At 66.6% G+C, this 19,391-nt stretch carries 17 protein-coding genes and 2 tRNA genes; 7 read left to right on the top strand and 12 right to left on the bottom strand.

Annotation, left to right across the window (positions count from 1 at the left end):
- Nucleotides 1–101: 101 nt before the first annotated feature.
- Nucleotides 102–1,349 (bottom strand): alpha/beta hydrolase, encoded by a 1,248-nt coding sequence (locus tag ABDV69_RS10765; protein ID WP_343574027.1) that lies wholly within the window; start codon nucleotides 1,347–1,349, stop codon nucleotides 102–104.
- A gap of 190 nt (nucleotides 1,350–1,539) precedes the next feature.
- Between ABDV69_RS10765 and ABDV69_RS10760 the strand changes: the two genes are divergently transcribed.
- Both ABDV69_RS10760 and ABDV69_RS10755 read left to right on the top strand, forming a co-directional pair.
- Nucleotides 1,540–1,613 (top strand) — tRNA-Arg (locus ABDV69_RS10760).
- Nucleotides 1,614–1,694: 81 nt separating this feature from the next.
- Nucleotides 1,695–2,444: an enoyl-CoA hydratase gene (locus tag ABDV69_RS10755; RefSeq protein WP_343574026.1), complete on the top strand. Its 750-nt coding sequence runs from the start codon at nucleotides 1,695–1,697 to the stop codon at nucleotides 2,442–2,444.
- Between the two features lie 3 nt (nucleotides 2,445–2,447).
- On the opposite strand, the gene ABDV69_RS10750 is transcribed toward ABDV69_RS10755, so the two are convergent.
- The 8 genes from ABDV69_RS10750 to ABDV69_RS10715 are packed head-to-tail and all read right to left on the bottom strand — an operon-like array spanning nucleotide 2,448 to nucleotide 11,812.
- Nucleotides 2,448–3,602, bottom strand: a complete 1,155-nt coding sequence (locus ABDV69_RS10750) for a dihydrolipoamide acetyltransferase family protein (protein WP_343574025.1) — start codon at nucleotides 3,600–3,602, stop codon at nucleotides 2,448–2,450.
- Nucleotides 3,599–4,588 (bottom strand): 3-methyl-2-oxobutanoate dehydrogenase subunit beta, encoded by a 990-nt coding sequence (gene bkdB, locus ABDV69_RS10745; RefSeq protein ID WP_343574062.1) that lies wholly within the window; start codon nucleotides 4,586–4,588, stop codon nucleotides 3,599–3,601. Before bkdB ends, ABDV69_RS10750 begins: the two co-directional genes overlap by 4 nt.
- Nucleotides 4,589–4,644: 56 nt before the next feature.
- The gene (gene pdhA, locus ABDV69_RS10740; RefSeq protein WP_343574023.1) at nucleotides 4,645–5,736 is read right to left on the bottom strand and encodes a pyruvate dehydrogenase (acetyl-transferring) E1 component subunit alpha; all 1,092 of its coding nucleotides are present in this window, start codon (nucleotides 5,734–5,736) and stop codon (nucleotides 4,645–4,647) included.
- 57 nt (nucleotides 5,737–5,793) lie between these two features.
- Nucleotides 5,794–6,612, bottom strand: coding sequence for a CoA ester lyase (locus ABDV69_RS10735; RefSeq protein ID WP_343574021.1), 819 nt, complete (start codon nucleotides 6,610–6,612; stop codon nucleotides 5,794–5,796).
- Nucleotides 6,612–7,121, bottom strand: a complete 510-nt coding sequence (locus ABDV69_RS10730; RefSeq protein WP_343574019.1) for a MaoC family dehydratase — start codon at nucleotides 7,119–7,121, stop codon at nucleotides 6,612–6,614. The genes ABDV69_RS10735 and ABDV69_RS10730 overlap by 1 nt, the downstream gene beginning before the upstream one ends.
- Nucleotides 7,118–8,278: an acyl-CoA dehydrogenase family protein gene (locus tag ABDV69_RS10725; protein WP_343574018.1), complete on the bottom strand. Its 1,161-nt coding sequence runs from the start codon at nucleotides 8,276–8,278 to the stop codon at nucleotides 7,118–7,120. The genes ABDV69_RS10730 and ABDV69_RS10725 overlap by 4 nt, the downstream gene beginning before the upstream one ends.
- On the bottom strand, nucleotides 8,271–10,256 hold the full coding sequence (locus ABDV69_RS10720; RefSeq protein WP_343574016.1) for a biotin carboxylase N-terminal domain-containing protein: 1,986 nt from the start codon (nucleotides 10,254–10,256) through the stop codon (nucleotides 8,271–8,273). The genes ABDV69_RS10725 and ABDV69_RS10720 overlap by 8 nt, the downstream gene beginning before the upstream one ends.
- A 5-nt stretch (nucleotides 10,257–10,261) precedes the next feature.
- Complete coding sequence (locus ABDV69_RS10715; protein WP_343574015.1) at nucleotides 10,262–11,812, bottom strand: carboxyl transferase domain-containing protein; 1,551 nt, start codon at nucleotides 11,810–11,812, stop codon at nucleotides 10,262–10,264.
- Nucleotides 11,813–11,893: 81 nt separating this feature from the next.
- On the opposite strand from ABDV69_RS10715, the gene ABDV69_RS10710 reads away from it, so the two are divergent.
- Together ABDV69_RS10710 and ABDV69_RS10705 are read left to right on the top strand one after the other, a co-directional pair.
- Complete coding sequence (locus ABDV69_RS10710) at nucleotides 11,894–12,532, top strand: TetR/AcrR family transcriptional regulator (protein WP_343574014.1); 639 nt, start codon at nucleotides 11,894–11,896, stop codon at nucleotides 12,530–12,532.
- A 76-nt stretch (nucleotides 12,533–12,608) separates the two neighbouring features.
- The gene (locus ABDV69_RS10705; RefSeq protein WP_343574011.1) at nucleotides 12,609–13,361 is read left to right on the top strand and encodes an MmpS family transport accessory protein; all 753 of its coding nucleotides are present in this window, start codon (nucleotides 12,609–12,611) and stop codon (nucleotides 13,359–13,361) included.
- 3 nt (nucleotides 13,362–13,364) lie between these two features.
- Here the strand turns inward: ABDV69_RS10705 and ABDV69_RS10700 are convergent, their stop codons facing one another.
- The gene (locus ABDV69_RS10700) at nucleotides 13,365–14,687 is read right to left on the bottom strand and encodes an MFS transporter (protein ID WP_343574008.1); all 1,323 of its coding nucleotides are present in this window, start codon (nucleotides 14,685–14,687) and stop codon (nucleotides 13,365–13,367) included.
- Between the two features lie 24 nt (nucleotides 14,688–14,711).
- Here ABDV69_RS10700 and cmrA point away from each other — a divergent pair, with 24 nt between their 5' ends.
- The gene (cmrA, locus tag ABDV69_RS10695; RefSeq protein WP_343574005.1) at nucleotides 14,712–15,518 is read left to right on the top strand and encodes a mycolate reductase; all 807 of its coding nucleotides are present in this window, start codon (nucleotides 14,712–14,714) and stop codon (nucleotides 15,516–15,518) included.
- Between the two features lies 1 nt (nucleotide 15,519).
- On the opposite strand, the gene ABDV69_RS10690 is transcribed toward cmrA, so the two are convergent.
- On the bottom strand, nucleotides 15,520–17,061 hold the full coding sequence (locus tag ABDV69_RS10690) for a helicase HerA-like domain-containing protein (protein ID WP_343574003.1): 1,542 nt from the start codon (nucleotides 17,059–17,061) through the stop codon (nucleotides 15,520–15,522).
- A 117-nt stretch (nucleotides 17,062–17,178) separates the two neighbouring features.
- Here ABDV69_RS10690 and orn point away from each other — a divergent pair, with 117 nt between their 5' ends.
- Both orn and ABDV69_RS10680 read left to right on the top strand, forming a co-directional pair.
- Nucleotides 17,179–17,826, top strand: a complete 648-nt coding sequence (gene orn, locus ABDV69_RS10685; RefSeq protein WP_343574060.1) for an oligoribonuclease — start codon at nucleotides 17,179–17,181, stop codon at nucleotides 17,824–17,826.
- A 42-nt stretch (nucleotides 17,827–17,868) separates the two neighbouring features.
- Nucleotides 17,869–17,941, top strand: a tRNA-His gene (locus ABDV69_RS10680).
- Nucleotides 17,942–18,122: 181 nt separating this feature from the next.
- Here the strand turns inward: ABDV69_RS10680 and ABDV69_RS10675 are convergent.
- Nucleotides 18,123–19,280 carry an Ig-like domain-containing protein gene (locus ABDV69_RS10675; protein ID WP_343574058.1) on the bottom strand — a complete coding sequence of 386 codons (1,158 nt, stop codon included), beginning with the start codon at nucleotides 19,278–19,280 and terminating at the stop codon, nucleotides 18,123–18,125.
- Between the last annotated feature and the right edge of the window lie 111 nt (nucleotides 19,281–19,391).

Genomic DNA, 19,391 nt, shown 5'->3' with positions numbered 1-19,391 from the left:
TCCGGATCAGGGTGCGAGATCGAACACGGCTTGGGCGCCCTGCGAATCAGCCTGGCGCTCCGCCGAATTCGAGCCGTCAAATGTTTGCGCGGTGTGCTGACCTAGACGGCCGGCACGGCGCGCTTACGCGCTGCCCTCGATCGCGACCGCAGATGGCGGCCGCGGACGACACCCAGAAAGTCAGCGACCGTATCCGCGACCAATCGCGACCGGACGGTGGCGAACAAGTCGAAAGCGTGGTGCGCATTGGGTAATTCGGCATAACCGACGGTCGGGGCGCCGGCCTCGCGAAGCGCCCCGCAGAACGCCCGTGCCTGCACACTCGGGATCACCGAGTCGCTCTCGCCGTGCAGCACGAAAAATGGTGGCGCATCGCGGTGGACATGCGAAATCGGGGAGGCGAGTTCGAAAAGTTCAGGATTGTCCGCGTACCGCTGCTTTATCACGAACAGCTCGAGGAATTGCATCATCATCTCGTGCATTTTCGTGGGATCGGTCAAGTCGTAGACGCCGTAATAGGGCGCTGCGGCTTGGATAGTCGTGTCGGCGTCCTCGAAACCTGGCTGGAGTCGCGGGTCGTTGGCGGTGAGCGCGACCAGCGAGGCCAGGTGACCGCCCGCCGAGCCGCCCGTGACCGCGATGAAATCGGGATCACCACCGTAGTCGGCGATGTTTTCGCGAACCCAGGCCAACGCACGCTTGACGTCGACGATGTGCGCCGGCCAGGCGTTGCGAGGGCTCTTGCAATAGTCGATGGAGACGCAGACCCAGCCGAGTTCGGCCATCCGGCCCATCAACGGGTAGCCCTGGGGCCGCCTGCCGTTGACTGTCCATGCGCCGCCCGGGATCTGCAGCAGCACCGGCGCCCGGTCACCGGGCTTGATGTCTCGATGACGCCAGATGTCGAGCATGTTGTCGCGGGCGTCCGGGCCGTACACGATGTCCGAGGTCTGGGCCGCGTAACGGCGGTGGCCACCGGCGGAGTGCAGCAGCCCGCCGCGACGCTCCGGCCGGTCGCTGATCGGATGACTCACCACATCGCGGTACTCGTCCCCGAACGCGTCATGCAGCGCGTCAGTGAGGATCCGGTCGGCGCGCTGAGCCGCCCAACTCGTGGCGACCTTCGACAGCGGTGCCACCCCGGACAGCGCGTGCCCGGTGACGACGTGCGGGGGAAATTCGGCAGTGATCCACCCGGCGAGGAAGCTTGCGACCGTTGGCGAGCCACGGAGCAGCAGCGAACCGGTGCGGTATGCGCCCATCGGCCCGGACGCCAGTTGCAATCCGTGGCGCAGCATTTCGGCGCACGCACGCTGGTATCGCACTCTGACATCAAAGGCCATGGTCATGCCGTTGCCACCCCTCGTCGTTGAGCACACGCCGCTCGCCTTGCGCGCAATGGGCGTCGGTAGCGGACGTGTGTGGCGGGCCTCACAGTAACCCAATCAGAGGCATTACCAACAACATTTCGCACTGCGTCGCGCAACGCCTGTACCCACTTTGCGAGTTGGCTACACTGACCTGGGCTTGGAGTCGTCAGCCCCCGTAGCTCAGCTGGATAGAGCACATGACTTCTAATCTTGTGGTCGCAGGTTCGAATCCTGCCGGGGGCACACGTTGCAGGTGCCACTGTGGCCGATGGGATGCATGTGGCGCATGTTCTCAGCCGGAACGCGAGTCTCTGGAGGTGCCCGATGTCCCTGGTTCTGTACCGCGCCGACAACCACGTCGCGCTGATCACTGTCAACGACCCGGATCGCCGTAACGCCGTCACCAGCGACATGTCGACGCAGTTGCGCGCAGCGGTGGAGCGCGCGGAAGCCGACTCCGAAGTACACGCCGTCGTGCTGACCGGCGCCGGTAAGGCATTCTGCGCCGGAGCGGATCTGAGCGCGCTGGGCAGCGCGGCCGAAGAGGGATTGCGGCGGCTGTACGACGGGTTCATGGCCGTGGGCAGGTGCACGCTACCGACGGTCGCCGCGGTCAACGGCCCGGCTGTGGGCGCGGGCCTGAACCTGGCGCTGGCTGCCGATGTGCGCATCGCGGGGCCAAACGCGTTGTTCGACGCCCGTTTTCAGAAGTTGGGGATTCACCCGGGCGGCGGCGCGACGTGGATGCTGCACCGCGGGGTCGGCCCGCAGGTGGCCCGCGCGGCGTTGCTGTTCGGGATCCGCTTTGACGCCGAATCCGCTGTACAACACGGCCTTGCGCTCAGCGTCGCCGACGATCCGGTTGCCGCCGCGTTGGAGTTGGCTGCCGGCCCGGCCGCCGCGCCGCGCGAGGTGGTGCTTGCGACCAAAGCCACCATGGGCGCGACCGCCAGCCCGGGCTCGCTCGACGTCGAATTGCACGAGCAGGCCAAGGACACCGAACTCGGCCCCCAGGCCCACTCGATTCAGTCACCGGAGTTCGCGGCACGACTGGCCGCCGCCCAACGCAGGTAGCCGCTACAGATCGAGCAGCGCCGTCTCCGGAGACTCGATCAATCCCCGGAGCTCGCAGAGGAACTGGGCCACCTTGGCGCCGTCGGCAATTCGATGATCGAAGGCACACGTCAAGGTCATCTGCGGGCGGATGACGACGGCATCCTCTACCGCCACCGGCCGCGGCTTTAGCGATCCGATGCCGAGGATCGCGGCTTCGGGATAGTTGATCACCGGCACGCCGTCGTCGAGCCCGAGGGCGCCGAAGTTCGACACGGTGAACGTCGAGCCGGTCAGCTCAGCCGGTTTGAGCGTGCCGGCTCGGGCGTCGTGGATCAGCCGGGCCACGCATTCGGCAAGCTGGCGGGTGGTCTTATGCTGCGCGTTGTCGATCACCGGGACCAGCAGCCCGCGCGGGGTCGCGACCGCGAAACCCAGGTGGATGGCGTGGTGCGAGTGCACCTGCGCGCCGTCGGAGCCGGCTACCCAGGTGGAGTTCAGAATCTTGCTGTGCGTCAACGCGATGACGAGTAGCCGCAGGATGAGCACGAACGGTGAGAAGAGCTCGTCGCCAAGCCGCTGCAGGGCCGTCCCATCGACCTGCACGCTGGCGTGCGCATCGGGAATATCGCGGCGCGACAATGCCATGCGCTCAGCCATATCCGCGTGGAGGCCGCGGACCGGAAGCACGTCGTAGCCGACCCCGGGTCGTTCGGCGCCGACTCCCGCGGCGGCCAGCACCGCGTCGCGGCTGACCAGCCCGTCCGCGCCCGGGGGCACGTCGCGGAGGTCCACCAGGAGATCGGCGGCCAGCTTCCGGACGCTGGGCTTGGCTTTGGGGCGTCGGCGGCTGCTGTCCAGCTCGTCGTCGGCGCCATAGCCGACCAATACCGGCGTGCGCGTCGGCGACCGGCCGTTGGTTGCCGATGGTTCGGCGTCGATGCGGGCCAGCAGCGACCCAACCGGCAGCACGTCGCCTTCGGCCCCGCGTAATTCGACGATGCGGCCCGCATATGGGCTGGGGATCTCGACTTCGGCCTTCGCGGTCTCCACCGAGCACAACGGTTGGTTGAGTTCGACGTCGTCGCCGACGCCGACCTGCCAGGACGTCAGGGTGACCTCTGCCAGGCCCTCGCCGAGATCGGGGACGACGAATACCTTGATGCGGTCATCGGTCATGGTTGTCCCAAGGAGCGTTCGACGCAGTCCAGCAGCCGGTCCGGTCCGGGCAGCCACAGCTTTTCCAGTCGCGCCGGCGGATACGGGGTGTCGAAACCGCAGGCGCGCAACACCGGCGCCTCGAGTTCGTAGAACATCTCTTCTTGGATGCGGGCCGCCAGGCCGGCTCCATAGCCCAGGCTTCGCGGACCCTCGTGCAGCACCACGCAGCGGCCGGTCCGGCGGATCGACCCGGCCACGGTCTCGAAGTCCAGAGGTACCAGCGAGCGCAGGTCGACCACTTCCAGGCTCCAACCATGTTGCTGCGCAGCCATGTCAGCGGCGGACAGCGCCGTTCCGACCAGGCCGCCGTACGTGAGCACGGTGACGTCGGTGCCGGCGCGGCGCACGACGGCTTCCCCGATGCCCGGCGCGGCCCGGGTGGTGTCGACGGCTTCGCGGCCCCAGTACCGCCGCTTGGGTTCGAGGAACATCACCGGATCGGGGCACGCGATCGAGTGCCGCAGCAGCCAGTAGGCATCCGACGGTGTGGACGGCACAACGACTTTCAGCCCTGCGGTGTGCGCCCAGTACGACTCGGTCGATTCCGAGTGATGCTCGACGGCCCCGATGCCGCCGAAGGACGGGATCCGCACCGTGACTCCCATGTTGACCTGGCCACGGGTGCGGGTCCGATACTTCGCCAAGTGACTGACCACCTGATCGAAAGCGGGATAGCAGAACCCGTCGAACTGGATCTCCGGCACGGGCACGAATCCGCGTAGCGCCAGTCCGACCGCGATGCCGATCACCGCGGACTCGGCCAATGGGGTGTCGAAGCAGCGTTGCGATCCGAACGTCGCCTGCAGGCCTTCGGTGACCCGGAAGACGCCGCCCAACGTGGCGACGTCTTCGCCGAAGACCAGCACGCGGTCGTCGGCGGCCATCGCATCGTGCAAGGCCCGGTTGAGCGCCTGGACCATGGTCAGCGGCGAGGCGGTGACCATCGACGTGGGTCCCGGCGCTTCGTCTTCGAAGGTGGGCGGTTCGGCGATCTGAGTCATCATGCCTCCCTGCATATTTCGTCGCGCAACTGCTGACGCTGGACCTCGAGACCCGGAGTCATCTCCGCGTACACCGCGGTGAACACCTCGTCGATGTCGATGTCGGGCGCGGCGAACACCGCGTCGCGCAACTCGGCGCGCAGCCGTTGAGAGCGTGCGGCGATCCGGTCCTCCAGCCGCTGCGTCCACAGTCCTCGGCGTTTCAGGTAGGCCCGGTAGCGCGGAATCGGATCCAGTGCCTGCCAGTGGTCCAGCTCGTCTTGGCTGCGGTAGCGGGTCGGGTCGTCGGAGGTGGTGTGCGGACCGAGCCGATACGTGATCGCCTCGATCAGCGTGGGCCCGGCACCGGCCCTGGCGCGCACCGCGGCCTCGGCCATTACCGCGTAGCACGCCAGCACGTCGTTGCCGTCCACTCGGATGCCGGGCATGCCGTATCCGATTGCCTTGTGCGCGATAGACGGTGCGACCGTCTGACTGTGCAGCGGCACCGATATCGCCCACTGGTTGTTCTGCACGTAGAACACGCATGGCGTCTTGAAGACGGCCGCGAAGTTCAGCGCCTCGTGGACGTCGCCCTCGCTGGTGGCGCCGTCGCCGAGAAACGCCACCGTGATCGAGTCCTCGCAGAGCCGCTGGGCGGCCATCGCGGCGCCGACGGCGTGCAGCGTCTGGGTGCCGATCGGCACCGAGATCGGCGCGCAGTGCTTTGCGGTGAAATCCAGTCCGCCGTGCCATGTTCCGCGCCAGGCCGCGCCGACTTGGGCGGGCGCGATACCGCGGACGAGGTAGACCCCCAGTTCGCGGTATTGCGGGAACAGCCAGTCGGTCTTGCGCAGGCACCCGGCGGCACCGACCTGAGCCGCTTCTTGTCCGCAGCACGACGCGAACAGCGCGAGCTCACCCTGGCGCTGCAGGTTGACGAATTCGGCGTCCACGTCGCGCGTGACCAGCATCATCTCGTAGAGCCAGCACAGTGTCTCGGCGGGAAGTTCGCGGCTGTAACGCGATTCCGCCGTCGGCGTGCCATCCGGGCCGATGAGTTGCACCGGCTGCATGTCGACAGTCATTGGCGGGTGCGAAACCTCGGCCATGCCGCCTCCTATGCGCTGGCGTGCGGCACGTCAGAGCAAACCCCGATACCGAGGCTGCTACGAGCCGGCTTCACCTGCCAGGTGCACGATCCGCTCGGCTCGCCGCAACACGGGCGCATCCACCATTATGCCCTCAAATGCGAAGACGCCGCGTTCATCGACGGCGGCCGCGAGAACGTGTCGGGCCCACTCGACCTGGTCGGCCGACGGGGCGTAGCCGGCCCGGATGACGGGCACCTGGCTGGGGTGGATAGCAACCTTCGCGTCGAATCCGACCGCGACCGCGTCGTCGACCTCACCGCGTAGCCCGTCGAGGTTCTTGATGTCGAGGTAGACCGAATCCAACGCGAGACGTCCGTGCGCCTTGGCCGCCAGCAGCGACTGCGCGCGGACATGGCGGGCCACCTCGCGGTATGTCCCGTCCGGGTAGCGGTTGGCGGTGCCGCCCAGGACCGCGAACAGGTCTTCGGCGCCCCACATCACCGCGATCGCGTTGTCGACCTGAACGGTCTCGGTGACGGCCAGCGCGCCCAGCGGGGATTCGACCAGCACGATGACGTTCAGCGGCACCAGCGCGCTGACATGCTCGACCGCTTCGCATTTCGGCAACATCACGGTGTCATACGGCGTGTTCTCGAGAGCCTGCAGGTCGAGTTCCTGGTCTTCGGTGCCGAATTGGTTGACGCGTACCACGGTGCGGGTCGGGTCGAGCGGGACCTCAATGAGCGATCTGCGCGCGGCGGGCCGGTCGGCGGCCGCGCAGCCGTCCTCGAGATCGAGGATCACGACATCGGCTGCGGCCGCGGCTTTGTGGTAACGCTCGTGGCGGTCGGCCGGGCAGAACAGCCACGCCGGGCCGGGGTTGCTCAAGCCCATCAGAGCTGCCCTTTCGCCGCCTCCGCGGCTTGCATGCGTACCAGGGTCTTGCGGTTGGCGGTGGCGACCACGTCGCCGTGCTGGTTGCGGCCGGTGTGCGCGAACGTCACGATGCCCTCACCCGGCCGGCTCTTGGATGCCCGCTTCTCGACGATGACCGACTCGGCGTACAGCGTGTCACCGTGGAAAAGCGGCTTGGGAAAGGCGATTTCGGAGAAGCCGAGATTGCCGACGATGGTGCCCTGGGTCAGTTGGGCAACGGATAACCCGACCAGCGTCGACAGGGTGAGCATCGAGTTCACCAGCCGCTGATTGAACGGCGGCAGCGCGTCAGAGAACGCGGCATCAAGATGTAGCGCTTGGGTATTCATCGTCAACGTCGTGAACAACACGTTGTCGGCCTCGGTGATGGTCCGGCCCGGGCGGTGCAGATAGCGCACGCCGGTTTCGAATTCCTCGAACCACAGGCCCCGCTGAACGACCTCGCGAAATTCGTCGCCTTCACTCACAGGCCAACCTCGCGGGCGATCAACATCAGCTGCACTTCAGAGGTCCCCTCGCCGATCTCGAGAATCTTGCTGTCCCGGTAATGCCGAGCCACCGTGAATTCATTCATAAACCCGTAGCCACCGTGAATCTGGGTGGCGTCCCGGGCGTTGTCCATCGCGGCCTCGCTGGCGACCAGTTTGGCGATCGCCGCCTGCTTCTTGAACGGCTTACCGGCCAGCATCAGCGCCGCGGCGTCGTAGTACGCCGTGCGCGCGGTGTGCGCGCGCGCTTCCATCCGGGCGATGGTGAACGCGATGGACTGGTATCGGCCGATCGCTTGGCCGAACGCCTCCCGTTCCTTCGCGTACTTGACGCTCTCGTCGACGCAGCCCTGCGCGGCGCCGCATGCCAGCGCGGCGATCGCGATGCGCCCCTCGTCGAGAATGCGCAGGAAGTTGGCGTAGCCGCGGCCGCGTTCCCCGAGCAGGTTCTCCTCGGGCACCCGCACGTCGTCGAAGCTCAACGGGTGGGTGTCGGAGGCGTTCCAGCCCACTTTGTTGTAGGCCGGCTCGGCGGTGAAGCCCGCGGTGGGCGTCGGAACCAGGATCGACGAGATTTCCTTCTTGCCGTCCCGCGCGCCGGTCACCGCGGTGACGGTCACCAGCTTGGTGATGTCGGTGCCGGAGTTGGTGATGAACTGCTTGGACCCGTTGATCACCCACTGGCCGTCGTCGAGATGCGCAGTGGTCTTGGTCGCGCCGGCATCGGTACCGCCGCCGGGCTCGGTCAGACCGAACGCGCCCAGGGCGCGGCCACTTGCCAACTGCGGCAGCCATTCCCGCTTCTGGGCGTCGGTACCGAACCGATAGACGGGCATGGCGCCCAGCGAGACGCCGGCCTCGAGCGTAATCGCCACACTCTGATCGACCTTGCCCAGTTCCTCCAAGGCCAGGCACAGGGCGAAGTAGTCGCCGCCCATGCCGCCCCACTCTTCGGGGAACGGCAAACCGAACAGGCCCATCTCGGCCATGCCGGCCACCACTTCGTAGGGGAAGGAGTGCTCGGCGTCGTGCCGCGCAGCCACCGGCGCCACCACGCCCTGGGCGAAGTCGCGGACCGTCTTGGCCAGCTGTTGGTATTCGTCCGGCAGCGTCCCGGTCGACAGGAACTCAGGCATCTTTCTCCATTTTCGTCACGATGCGGGCCAGCGGCTGGCCCACCTTGACTTGATCGCCGGCCGCGACGAGAAGTTCGACCACCCCGTCGACGGGCGCCGTCAACGCATGCTCCATCTTCATCGCCTCGACGGTCACCACTACCGTGCCCGCCTCGACCTCCGCGCCGTCGTCGACGCCGACCGCGACCACCGCGCCGGGCATCGGGCTGGTCAACTCGGCGTCGCCGCTGCGCTCCTCGTCTTCGCGCACCGGTGCTTCGCGTACCTCCTCGAGCACCGCGACACCCCCGCCACCGGCCAGCCAGATCTTGCTGTCCTGCGCGGCGACCGTGTAGGTGACGCGCAGCCCGTCGAGCGTCACCGTCAGCTGGTCACCCGTCAAATCCGATTGCAACAACCCAGATTCGCCATCCTCGATGCGTACTTCGGCGGCGTCCGGGCTGCCGCCGATGTGAACGTGGTCGGTGCGCTCGCCGGATCGCAGCCGGATGCTCACCGATGCCCGACGCCCGACGCGCCAGCCGGACGGCACGGCCCACAGATCGGCGCCCGGCGCGGGAAAGCGTCGCAACCATCGAAAGGCCGCCGCGGCGACGAACTGTGCATCGGAGGGCTCGGCTGCCACAAAGTCGCCGGCACGGCGATCCAGCAACCCGGTGTCGAGCCGACCGGCGACAACGTCGGGGTCAGCCAGCAGGAAGCGGGCGAACTCGATGTTGGTGACGACGCCGAGCACCGCGGTGTCGGCCAACGCCCGGTCCAGCGTTCGCAGCGCCGCGGCCCGATCCGGGCCGTAGGCAATGATTTTCGCCAGCATCGGGTCGTAGTCACTGCCGATCACCATGCCGGCGGACAGGCCCGAGTCGACACGCACACCGGCCGCAGCGGGTTCCGTCACCGCCAGCACGTCGCCGCCGGTGGGCAGGAAGCCATGTGCCGGATCCTCAGCGTAGACCCGTGCTTCAATCGCGTGTCCCTGCAACGCAATATCGGCCTGGTCGGCGGTGAGCCGCTCCCCTGCCGCGATCCGGACCTGCCACTCGACCAGATCCCAGCCGGTCACCAACTCGGTGACCGGGTGCTCGACCTGCAGCCGGGTGTTCATCTCCATGAAGAAGAACTCGTCCGGTCGATCGGCGGAGACGATGAATTCCACCGTGCCCGCGCCGGTGTAATCCACGCTGCGGGCGGTGTCACACGCCGCGGCGCCGATCCGGGCGCGGGTCTGCGCATCGAGCAGCGGTGACGGCGCCTCCTCGATGACCTTTTGGTGCCGGCGTTGCAGGCTGCACTCCCGCTCGCCGAAGTGCACCACGTTGCCGTGCGCGTCGGCCAGCACCTGAACTTCGATGTGCCTGGGGCGCAGCATAAATCGCTCCAGGAACAGTGTGTCGTCGCCGAATGCGGCGGCCGACTCGCGGCGAGCGCTGACCAACGCGGCCGGCAGGTCGGCCGGCCGCTCGACCATCCGCATGCCCTTACCACCGCCACCGGCGGACGGTTTGACCAGAACCGGATAGCCGATCTCGTCGGCAGCGGCGATCAAATCGTCGTCACCGAGTCCCGGCCGCGCAATACCGGGAACCACCGGCACCCCGAACGCCGACACCCTGGACTTGGCCGCGATCTTGTCGCCCATGGTCTGGATGGCACCCACCGGCGGCCCGATGAACGCGATTCCGACCTTCTCCAGCGCGGCTGCGAAATCGGCGTTCTCCGAGAGGAAGCCATACCCGGGGTGCACAGCCGCAGCGCCCGCGCGCACCGCCGCGTCGACGATCGCGGCGATGTTGAGATAGCTGTCTCGCGCCGCTGCCGAGCCGATTGCGATCGCCACATCCGCCTCGGCGACGTGCCGGGCGTTGGTGTCGGCGTCGCTGTACACGGCGACCGACCGGATGCCCATCGCCTTGAGCGTGCGGATCACCCGGACGGCGATCTCGCCGCGGTTGGCAACCAGAACTGTGTGGAATCCCATCGCGCTCACATCCGGAAGACACCGTAGGAGACCGGGTCGACCGGTGTCGTCGATGTCACGGAAAGCGCAAGCCCGACAACCGTTCTGGTGTCAGCGGGATCGATCACACCGTCATCCCAGAGCCGGGCCGTCGAGTAGTACGGGTTGCCCTGGTGTTCGTATTGGGCGCGGATCGGGGCCTTCAACGCTTCTTCCTCCTCGGCGGTCATCTCCCCGCGCACCGTCGCCAGCACCGAGGCCGCCTGCTCACCGCCCATGACGGAGATCCGCGCGTTCGGCCACATCCACAGAAAGCGCGGCGAATACGCCCGCCCGCACATCGAATAGTTGCCCGCGCCGTAGGACCCACCGATCACCACGGTGAGCTTGGGCACCCGTGCGCAGGCCACCGCGGTCACCATCTTCGCGCCGTGTTTGGCAATACCGCCCGCTTCGTATTCGCGGCCGACCATGAATCCGGAGATATTCTGCAAGAACAGCAGCGGAACCATCCGCTTGTCGCACAGCTCGATGAAATGTGCTCCCTTGACCGCGGATTCGGAGAACAGCACCCCGTTGTTGGCCACGATGCCGACCGGGTGGCCGTGGATGTGGGCAAATCCGGTGACCAGCGTGGTTCCGTATTCGGCCTTGAACTCTAGGAATTCGCCGCCGTCGACGAGCCGATTGATGACGTTGTGCACGTCGTAGGGAATCCGGGGGTCGACGGGGACCACGTCGTACAACTCGGACTGATCAGCGATCGGATCCACCGCGGGCAGCACGTCCCAGATCGGCCGTTCGCGCGGCCCCAGTGTCGACACGATGCGACGGACGATCCGCAACGCGTCGCGGTCGTCCTGGGCGAGATGGTCGGTGACGCCCGAGGTCCTCGAATGCAGTTCTCCGCCACCGAGATCCTCGGCCGACACGACTTCGCCGGTGGCCGCCTTCACCAGCGGCGGCCCACCCAGAAAGATGGTGCCCTGGTTGCGGACGATCACCGCTTCGTCGCTCATCGCCGGGACGTACGCCCCACCCGCTGTGCACGAGCCCAATACCGCGGCAATCTGCGGGATACCCTGCGCGCTAAGATTGGCCTGGTTGTAGAAGATTCGGCCGAAGTGCTCGCGGTCTGGGAACACCTCGTCCTGCCGCGGCAGGAACGCGCCGCCGGAGTCGACCAGATAGATGCAGGGCAGCCGGTTCTGCGCCGCGATCTCTTGGGCGCGCAGGTGCTTTTTGACCGTAATCGGGTAGTAGGTACCACCTTTGACCGTCGCATCGTTGGCCACGATCATGCATGCGCGGCCGGAGATCCGGCCGATTCCGGTGATGATGCCGGCGCCGGGGCACTCGTCGTCGTACATGCCGTCGGCGGCCAGCGGCGCGATTTCGAGCAGTGGGCTACCGGGATCAAGCAACCCGTCGACGCGGTCGCGTGGTAACAGCTTGCCGCGATCGACATGACGGGCGCGGGACCGTTGCGAACCACCCAGCGCAGCCGTCGCAAGCTTGCCGCGCAGCTGCTCGACAAGCGTGGTGTGCGCGGCGCGGTTCTCCGCCGGTGAGGTCATCGGTTACACGCCAATTTCGGTTAATGGTCACTAACTCATGATATGTTAGTGGTGATTAACCAAACTGTCCAGGGAGGCGGGATGGCAGCGACCGCTCCGGCCGACCATGGTGATCCCACCCCGGCGCCAAACCCACGCAGTCGCCGTAAATCGGACCGTCGCCTGCAACTGCTGGCCGCCGCCGAGCGGCTGTTCGCCGAGCGCGGCTTTCTCGCGGTGCGGCTCGAAGACATCGGCGCCGCAGCCGGAGTCAGCGGACCCGCGATCTACCGGCACTTTCCCAACAAAGAGTCGCTGCTGGTCGAGTTGCTCGTCGGAATCAGCACCCGGCTGCTCGGCGGCGCACGAGAAGTCCAGTCGCGCGAGGCCGACGCGGCCGCGGCGCTGGACGGCCTGATCGACTTCCACCTCGACTTCGCGCTGGCCGAGCCAGACCTGATCCGAATCCAGGACCGCGACCTCGGCTATCTGCCGGCCGCCGCGGAACGCCAGGTGCGACGCGCGCAGCGTCAATACGTCGAGGTGTGGGTGGGTGTGCTGCGCGAACTCGAGCCCCGACTCGCCGAAACCGACGCTCGGCTGATGGCGCACGCCGCGTTCGGTTTGCTGAACTCCACCCCGCACAGCCTCAAACCGGCCGACAGCCGGGCCGCACGGTCGCGGGCGGTGATGCGGGCGATGACGGTCGCCGCGTTGAGCGTGGCCGCCGCGCCGATTTGACCAGCATTTTCACTGGCGATTCGACGTTTCGGCACCGGTAGGTGTGCGGCAGGTACCCTGCAAAAATGAGGTGGGCATGAGCGATCGACGTCGTCCCGGATACAACCGGTCAACCCAAGAGCGGACCGAGCAAACCCAACGACTGAGCCAGCCGTACCGGACTTACACCGACCCGGCCCACAGCGGCCAGCCGTCTTATCCGCCGTCGTACTATCCCGGCGGGTCGGATGATCCCGCCGCGGCAAATCCCACCGGCACGCTGCCGCAGTATTGGCTGCAGGGTCAGCCGCCACCGAACCAAGCGCAGGAGCCCGAGCCCTCCAAACCCGGGGCACCGCGCTGGCTGTGGGTCGTCGCGATCGCGGCTGTGCTGTTGGTGACCGCGTTGGTCATCGCCTTGGTGGTCGCCAACGGCACAGCCAGAAAGCAAACCGCGGTGCCGGCGCTGCCGTCGACGCCGAGCTCGCAGCGGCCCGCCCCGGCGGTGCCGAACTCACCCTCGCATTCAGCCCAGGCACCCGCACCGGCCCCCACCGCACCCGGTCAGCCCACCGAGCCGGGCGCAATGCAGACCGTGGTCTACAGCGTCACCGGCGACGGCCGTGCGATCAGCATCACCTACGTGGACAACGACGCGATGATGCAGACCGAGTTCAACGTCGCGTTGCCGTGGACCAAAGAAGTCAGCCTGCCCGAGTCCGGCAGCAGGACACCCAGCGTCACGATCGTCAACATCGGCCACGACGTCACGTGCACGCTCACCGTGGACGGGGTGGAGATCAATTCGCACAGCGGCGCCGGGCTGACGATCTGCAACGGCAACGGCTGACGCTCAGTCGGCCACCGCGATCCGGCGGGGGGTCCGCACCATCACCAGACCCAGCAGCCCGACGACCATGACCAGGCACAGCCCACCCATTCCGGCGCGCACCGCGCCGAACAGATCGACGAACACCGAGAACAGCCACGGCCCCACGAACGACACGGCCCGCCCAGTCATCGTGTAGAGGCCGAAGGCCACGCCCTCTTTGCCGTCGCTGGACATCCTCAGCAGCAGCGTCCGCGCCGACGCCTGCGCCGGCCCGATGAACAGGCACAGCAGCAGCCCGGTGGCCCAGAACGCCCGCGGACCCGACAGCGCCATCATGGTCAATCCGGCGGCGATAATGCAGGCCAGTGATCCGATGATCACCGGCTTGGAGCCGATCCAGTCGTCCAGGAATCCGCCGAAGACGGCACCCAGCGCAGCCACCACGCTGGCGGCCACCCCGAAGATCAGCACATCGTCCGGCGCGATCCCGTAGGCGTTGACGCCGAGCACCCCGCCGAAGGTGAACACACCGGCCAGGCCGTCTCGAAAAACCGCCGCGGCCAACAGGTAATAGACCAGGTTGCGGTCGCGGTGCCACTCGCCGACCAGCTCCCGCCAGAGCTTGCGATAGCCACCCAGCGCGCTGTGCGTGCGGCCGGCTTCGTTCGACGACGGCAACTTGTGCGCGGTCAGCAACAGCGGCGTCGCGAACGTCACGAACCATCCGGCGGCCACCAGCATTGCGATGCGGACGTTCATCCCGTCGCCGACCGGCAGGTGCAGGAATCCGCGGTGCGAGCCTTTGCCGTCGATGCAACCGAAGTAGACCAGCAGCAGCAGACCGACGCTGCCGACGAACGCGGCGGCCAGGCCGAAGCCGGAAATCCGCCCGGAGTTCTGCGGCGTCGTGAGCTGGCGCAGCATCGCGTTGTACGGGACGCTGGCCAGGTCGCCGCACGCCGCACCCAGCGCGAGCAGTGTCAACCCTGCCCACAGGTAGTCCGGTCGCTCGCGGATCAGGCTCATCGCGCTGACCAACGCGACCACCAGGCCGGTCAACGCCGTCAGGGTGAGGCTCCGCCGCCGCGGGTTCTCGACCCAGACACCGATCACCGGTGCCAGCACAGCGATGCTCAGCCCGGCGATCGCCAGTGCGCGGCCCAGCCAGCTCGCCGGCGTGACCCCACCTTGCAGGCCTTTGCCGACGGCGCCGGTCAGATACACCGAGAACACGAACGTCACCACAACTGCGCTGACGCCCGCGGAACCGGTGTCCCACAGCGCCCACACCACCGCTTGCGACCGCTTGGCGCCCCGCGAAACCTGACTGCTGGATTCAGACATCGTGGGCCTGTCTACCATTGGCGCATGCCGGTACCCGCCCCCAGTCCCGACGCTCGCGCAGTCGTAACCGGAGCTTCACAGAACATTGGCGCAGCGCTGGCCACCGAGTTGGCCGCTCGCGGCCACAGTCTGATCATTACGGCGCGGCGCGAAGATCTGCTCGACGCGTTGGCCGGCAGCCTGAGTGAAAAGTATGGCGTCACTGTCGAAGTGCGCCCCGCCGATCTCGCCGACACCGCCGATCGCGCGAAACTGGTCGACGAGTTGGCCACCCGCGACATCTCGATCCTGTGCGCGAACGCCGGCACCGCCACCTTCGGGCCGGTCGCCACGCTCGACCCCGACGTCGAGCGGGCCCAGGTACAGCTGAATGCGGTCGCGGTGCACGACATGGTGCTGGCGGTGCTGCCGGGCATGATCTCGCGCAAAGCCGGCGGTATTTTGATTTCCGGTTCGGCCGCGGGCAATTCGCCGATCCCCTACAACGCGACTTACGCGGCGACCAAGGCGTTCGCCAACACCTTCGGCGAGTCACTGCGCGGCGAACTGCGCGCCACCGGTGTGCACGTGACCGTTTTGGCCCCCGGCCCGGTGCGCACCGAACTGCCGGGCCCGGCCGACGCGTCGATCGTCGAGAAGCTGGTGCCGAATTTCTTATGGATCTCGACCGAGTACACCGCGAAGAAATCGCTGGATGCGTTGGCTCGCAACAAGATGCGCATCGTACCCGGCGTGACGTCCAAGGCGATGTCGACAGCAAGCCAATATTCACCACGCGCGATCGTCGCGCCGATCGTCGGGCGCTTCTACAAGAAGATGGGCGGCGGCTGAGCTACCGACGGCGTTTGCTGCCGCCGCGGATCATGTTGCGGATCAGCTCGGTGCCCACCGCCCTGAGGAAGGTCTGGAAGCCGCGGCTGTTCACGAATCGGCTGAACCAGCCAGGTTTTTTGGCGGCCGCCGGCGCCTTCTTGGATCTCCCGGGTGCCGGCACGGGTTGTTCGGCTTGAGCCTTGGCCTTTTCGGCTTCGATCTTCTCGTAGGCGGATTCGCGGTCTCTGGTGTCGCCGTAGGCCGCCTGCAGTGGGCTGCCCTTGGCGGCGGCGCTGATTGCCTCATCACCGATGGCGGCCATCAACGACCGCGGCGAGCGCAACCTGGTCCATGCGACGGGGGTCGGGGCACCGCGTTCGGAGAGCACGGTGACCACCGCCTCCCCGATGCCCAGTGCCGTCAACACCGAAGCAAGGTCGTAGACATCGGTTTTCGGGTAGGTGCGGACGGTCTTCGTCAGCGCCTTCTGGTCGTCGGGAGTGAACGCACGCAGAGCGTGCTGGATGCGCGCGCCCAACTGGGAGAGCACCTCGTTTGGCACGTCGGTGGGAAGCTGCGTGCAGAAGAACACCCCGACGCCGCGAGAACGGATCAGCTTGACCGTCTGCTCGACCTGCGCCAGGAACGCCTTGGACGCTTCGCTGAACAGCAGGTGGGCCTCGTCGAAGACGAACACCAGCTTGGGTTTGTCGACGTCACCGATCTCGGGCAGGGTCCGGAAAAGATCGGACAGCACCCACATCAGGAAGGTGGAGAACAGCACCGGTCGTGCCGCTTGAGCGCCGAGCTCCAGCAACGAGATCACGCCGCGGCCCTTGTCGTCGAACCGAAGCAGGTCCTTGGGCTTCAGTTCCGGCTCCCCGAAGAACGTATCGGCGCCTTCGGCTTCCAAGTTGACCAAAGCGCGCAGAATGACCCCGGCCGTCTGCGCGGAAACCCCGCCCAGCGACTTCAAATCGGCCTTGCCCTCGTCGCCGGTGAGCTTGGCGATCACCGCACGCAGGTCTTTCAGGTCCAGCAGCTCGTAGTTGTTCTGCTCGGCGTAGTGGAAGATCAACCCCAGGGTCGATTCCTGAGTAGCGTTGAGCCCCAATACCTTTGATAGCAGAATCGGCCCGAAGCTGGCGATCGTGGCCCGCACCGGAACGCCGGTGCCCTTGGTCCCCAACGACAGATAGTCCACCGGGTAGGCGGTTGGTTGCCAGTCGTCGCCGGTCTCCTTGCAACGCTCGGCGAGCTTGTCGCTGCCCTCGCCGGGGCGTGACAAACCGGACAGGTCGCCTTTCACGTCGGCCATCAGCACCGGAACGCCCGCCGCCGAAAGCTGCTCGGCAATCACCTGCAGCGTCTTGGTCTTACCGGTACCGGTCGCGCCGGCCACCAGGCCGTGCCGGTTGACGGTGGCCAGCGGGATGCGGATCTGCGCGGTCGGGTCCGCCTTGCCGTCGACGACGACGGTGCCCAGCTGCAGTGCCTGCCCTCCGACGGCGTAGCCGGCCGCGATCTGCTGTGCGGGGGTCGCTGTCGATTCCGTGCTCATAAGACCCTTGCCTCTGCCCTGGTGCCGTGGTCGAAGATCACGCACGACCTTACTGGCTGTCGCGCTCAGACGGGGTGGCTGCAGGGCCACCAGCTAACTTTGCCTACTGTGAATGCTGTGCGGGACGAATTGGTGTGGATCGACTGCGAGATGACCGGTCTTGACCTGGGCTCGGACAAGTTGATCGAGATCGCCGTCCTGGTCACCGACGGTGACCTGAATATTCTCGGCGACGGCCTCGACATGGTCATCCACGCCGAGGACGCGGCGTTGAACTCGATGATCGATGTGGTCACCGCGATGCACACCCGCTCTGGGCTCATCGATGAGGTGCGCGCGTCCACCGTGGACCTGGCGACCGCCGAGGCCGCAGCGCTCGCCTACGTCCGTCAACACGTCAAACAGGCGAGAACGGCGCCGCTGGCCGGCAACTCGATCGGCACCGACCGCGGCTTCATCGCCCGCGACATGCCGGCTCTGGACTCGTTTCTGCACTACCGGATGATCGATGTGAGCTCGATCAAAGAGCTCTGCCGCCGGTGGTATCCGAGGATCTACTACGGCCAGCCGGCCAAGGGCCTGGCGCATCGCGCGCTGGCCGACATTCACGAATCCATCCGCGAGTTGAAGTACTACCGGGGCACCGCGTTCGTGCCGCCGCCTGGGCCCACGACCAGCCAGATCGCCGCTGTCGCGGACGAGTTGGAGGTCGACTCGCCCGCGTCGCAGGAAATGGATTCGCCCGCGGAGGGCTCGAGCAGTTAGTATCGACGGCGCTGTGCGTCGCCTCGGCGGCCGGCAGCAATGGTGGGTGTAGTTCAGCTGGTAGAGCGTCAGGTTGTGATCCTGAATGTCGCGGGTTCGAGTCCCGTCACTCACCCGGCAGGTCAGAGGGCATTTTTGCCCTCTGACCTTTTTTTCATTTTCGCCGAACCCTTACACCCTTGCGGCCAGACCCACGGCCCGTCGCACACGATCCAAGGGTGACGAGGTCGGTCACTTCCGCCATGATCGCGACCACTTCGGTTGCTGAACAACAAATGTGATGTTGCGAATCGGTGTCACGCCTTGGCGTTGCCGGCGTGCCACTGATCCCACGGAATGTTCCAGTCGCCGAGACCTTCGGTGCCCGACAGCGGCGGCCCGATGGTGTTGAGCACCTGGACGACGTCGCCGCGCTTGGTGTGTTCGAAGAACCATTGCGCATTGCTCGGGCTCACGTTGAGGCAGCCGTGGCTGGTGTCGGTATGTCCCTGTGCGCCCACCGACCACGGGGCCGAGTGCACGAAGACACCGCTGTAGGACATCTGGGTGGCGAAATCCACCTCGGTGCGATATCCATTGGGCGAGTTGACCGGAACGCCGTAGGTCGACGAGTCCATGATCATGTGCGCGAATCGCACACCGAGAATGTAGGTCCCGCTGGCCGTGGGCGTGCTGTCCTTACCCATCGACGTCGGCATGGTTTTGACAACCTCACCGTTGACCCGGACCGTGAGCATTTTCGTGTTGTCGTCGGCCGTCGCAATGACCTCGTCACCGATGGTGAAGTGCGAGCGCACGTTATCCTGGCCGAACACCCCGTCACCGAGGTCGACGCCGTAGGTGTTGACGGCGATGTTGACGTTGGTCCCTGGTTTCCAGAAATGCTCCGGGCGCCAACGCACTTCGCGGTTGTTCAGCCAGTAGAACGCACCCTCGACGGGCGGATCGGCGGTCACCTCGATGGCCTTCTCGGCGGCTGTGCGGTCTGCGATGCTCTCGTCGAACTGGATCGCCACCGGCTCGCCGACACCCACCACCTCGCCGTCGCGCGGCGTGCTGTACGGCATTGTCAGGTTGTGCGGCGAATGCGTGTGAAATGACAGCTGGCGAGTGGCCACGCCGCCCAGCCCGCGTGCCTTGGCAGTCAGCGTGTAGAGCCGGTTGTACCCCAACCGCTCGGTGGTCGACCAGTGCACGCCGTCGGGGCTGAGCTGACCGTCGACCGTCGCACCGTTTTCGTTGACCATCTCGACCGACGCGAGCACGCCGTCGTCCGCGGTCACCGTCACCGGGCTGTCGACCGCGACGCCGACCGTGCCGTCGGTGACCGATGCGGTGAGTTTGGGGACCATCAGGTCGCTGAACGGCGTGGCCTTGTCCATGATGGCTTTGGGTTCCGAATGCGCACCGTTGCCGCTGCAGGCCGCCACGCCGAGCCCGGCGAGCAGCACCATCAGCACGGCAAGCCACCGGCGGCCGCCATGCTGAAACCTGTTGAAGCGACCTGCCACCTGTGTGTTTCCCCTCGAGACATGTAATGGCGTACTACTGCGGAGTATTCTAGG

It is taken from the genome of Mycobacterium sp. (assembly GCF_039583785.1).
In the GTDB taxonomy this organism is placed as follows: domain Bacteria; phylum Actinomycetota; class Actinomycetes; order Mycobacteriales; family Mycobacteriaceae; genus Mycobacterium.
This window is presented reverse-complemented; position numbering and strand designations above follow the sequence as displayed.

Excerpts from the sequence above, each read along its gene's own strand:
- ABDV69_RS10765 (WP_343574027.1), bottom strand. The coding sequence starts at position 1,349 with ATGACCATGGCCTTTGATGTCAGAGTGCGATACCAGCGTGCGTGCGCC.
- ABDV69_RS10755 (WP_343574026.1), top strand. The coding sequence starts at position 1,695 with ATGTCCCTGGTTCTGTACCGCGCCGACAACCACGTCGCGCTGATCACT.
- ABDV69_RS10750 (WP_343574025.1), bottom strand. The coding sequence starts at position 3,602 with ATGACCGATGACCGCATCAAGGTATTCGTCGTCCCCGATCTCGGCGAG.
- bkdB (WP_343574062.1), bottom strand. The coding sequence starts at position 4,588 with ATGGTCACCGCCTCGCCGCTGACCATGGTCCAGGCGCTCAACCGGGCC.
- pdhA (WP_343574023.1), bottom strand. The coding sequence starts at position 5,736 with ATGGCCGAGGTTTCGCACCCGCCAATGACTGTCGACATGCAGCCGGTG.
- ABDV69_RS10735 (WP_343574021.1), bottom strand. The coding sequence starts at position 6,612 with ATGGGCTTGAGCAACCCCGGCCCGGCGTGGCTGTTCTGCCCGGCCGAC.
- ABDV69_RS10725 (WP_343574018.1), bottom strand. The coding sequence starts at position 8,278 with ATGCCTGAGTTCCTGTCGACCGGGACGCTGCCGGACGAATACCAACAG.
- ABDV69_RS10720 (WP_343574016.1), bottom strand. The coding sequence starts at position 10,256 with ATGGGATTCCACACAGTTCTGGTTGCCAACCGCGGCGAGATCGCCGTC.
- ABDV69_RS10715 (WP_343574015.1), bottom strand. The coding sequence starts at position 11,812 with ATGACCTCACCGGCGGAGAACCGCGCCGCGCACACCACGCTTGTCGAG.
- ABDV69_RS10710 (WP_343574014.1), top strand. The coding sequence starts at position 11,894 with ATGGCAGCGACCGCTCCGGCCGACCATGGTGATCCCACCCCGGCGCCA.
- ABDV69_RS10705 (WP_343574011.1), top strand. The coding sequence starts at position 12,609 with ATGAGCGATCGACGTCGTCCCGGATACAACCGGTCAACCCAAGAGCGG.
- ABDV69_RS10700 (WP_343574008.1), bottom strand. The coding sequence starts at position 14,687 with ATGTCTGAATCCAGCAGTCAGGTTTCGCGGGGCGCCAAGCGGTCGCAA.
- cmrA (WP_343574005.1), top strand. The coding sequence starts at position 14,712 with ATGCCGGTACCCGCCCCCAGTCCCGACGCTCGCGCAGTCGTAACCGGA.
- ABDV69_RS10690 (WP_343574003.1), bottom strand. The coding sequence starts at position 17,061 with ATGAGCACGGAATCGACAGCGACCCCCGCACAGCAGATCGCGGCCGGC.
- ABDV69_RS10675 (WP_343574058.1), bottom strand. The coding sequence starts at position 19,280 with ATGGTGCTGCTCGCCGGGCTCGGCGTGGCGGCCTGCAGCGGCAACGGT.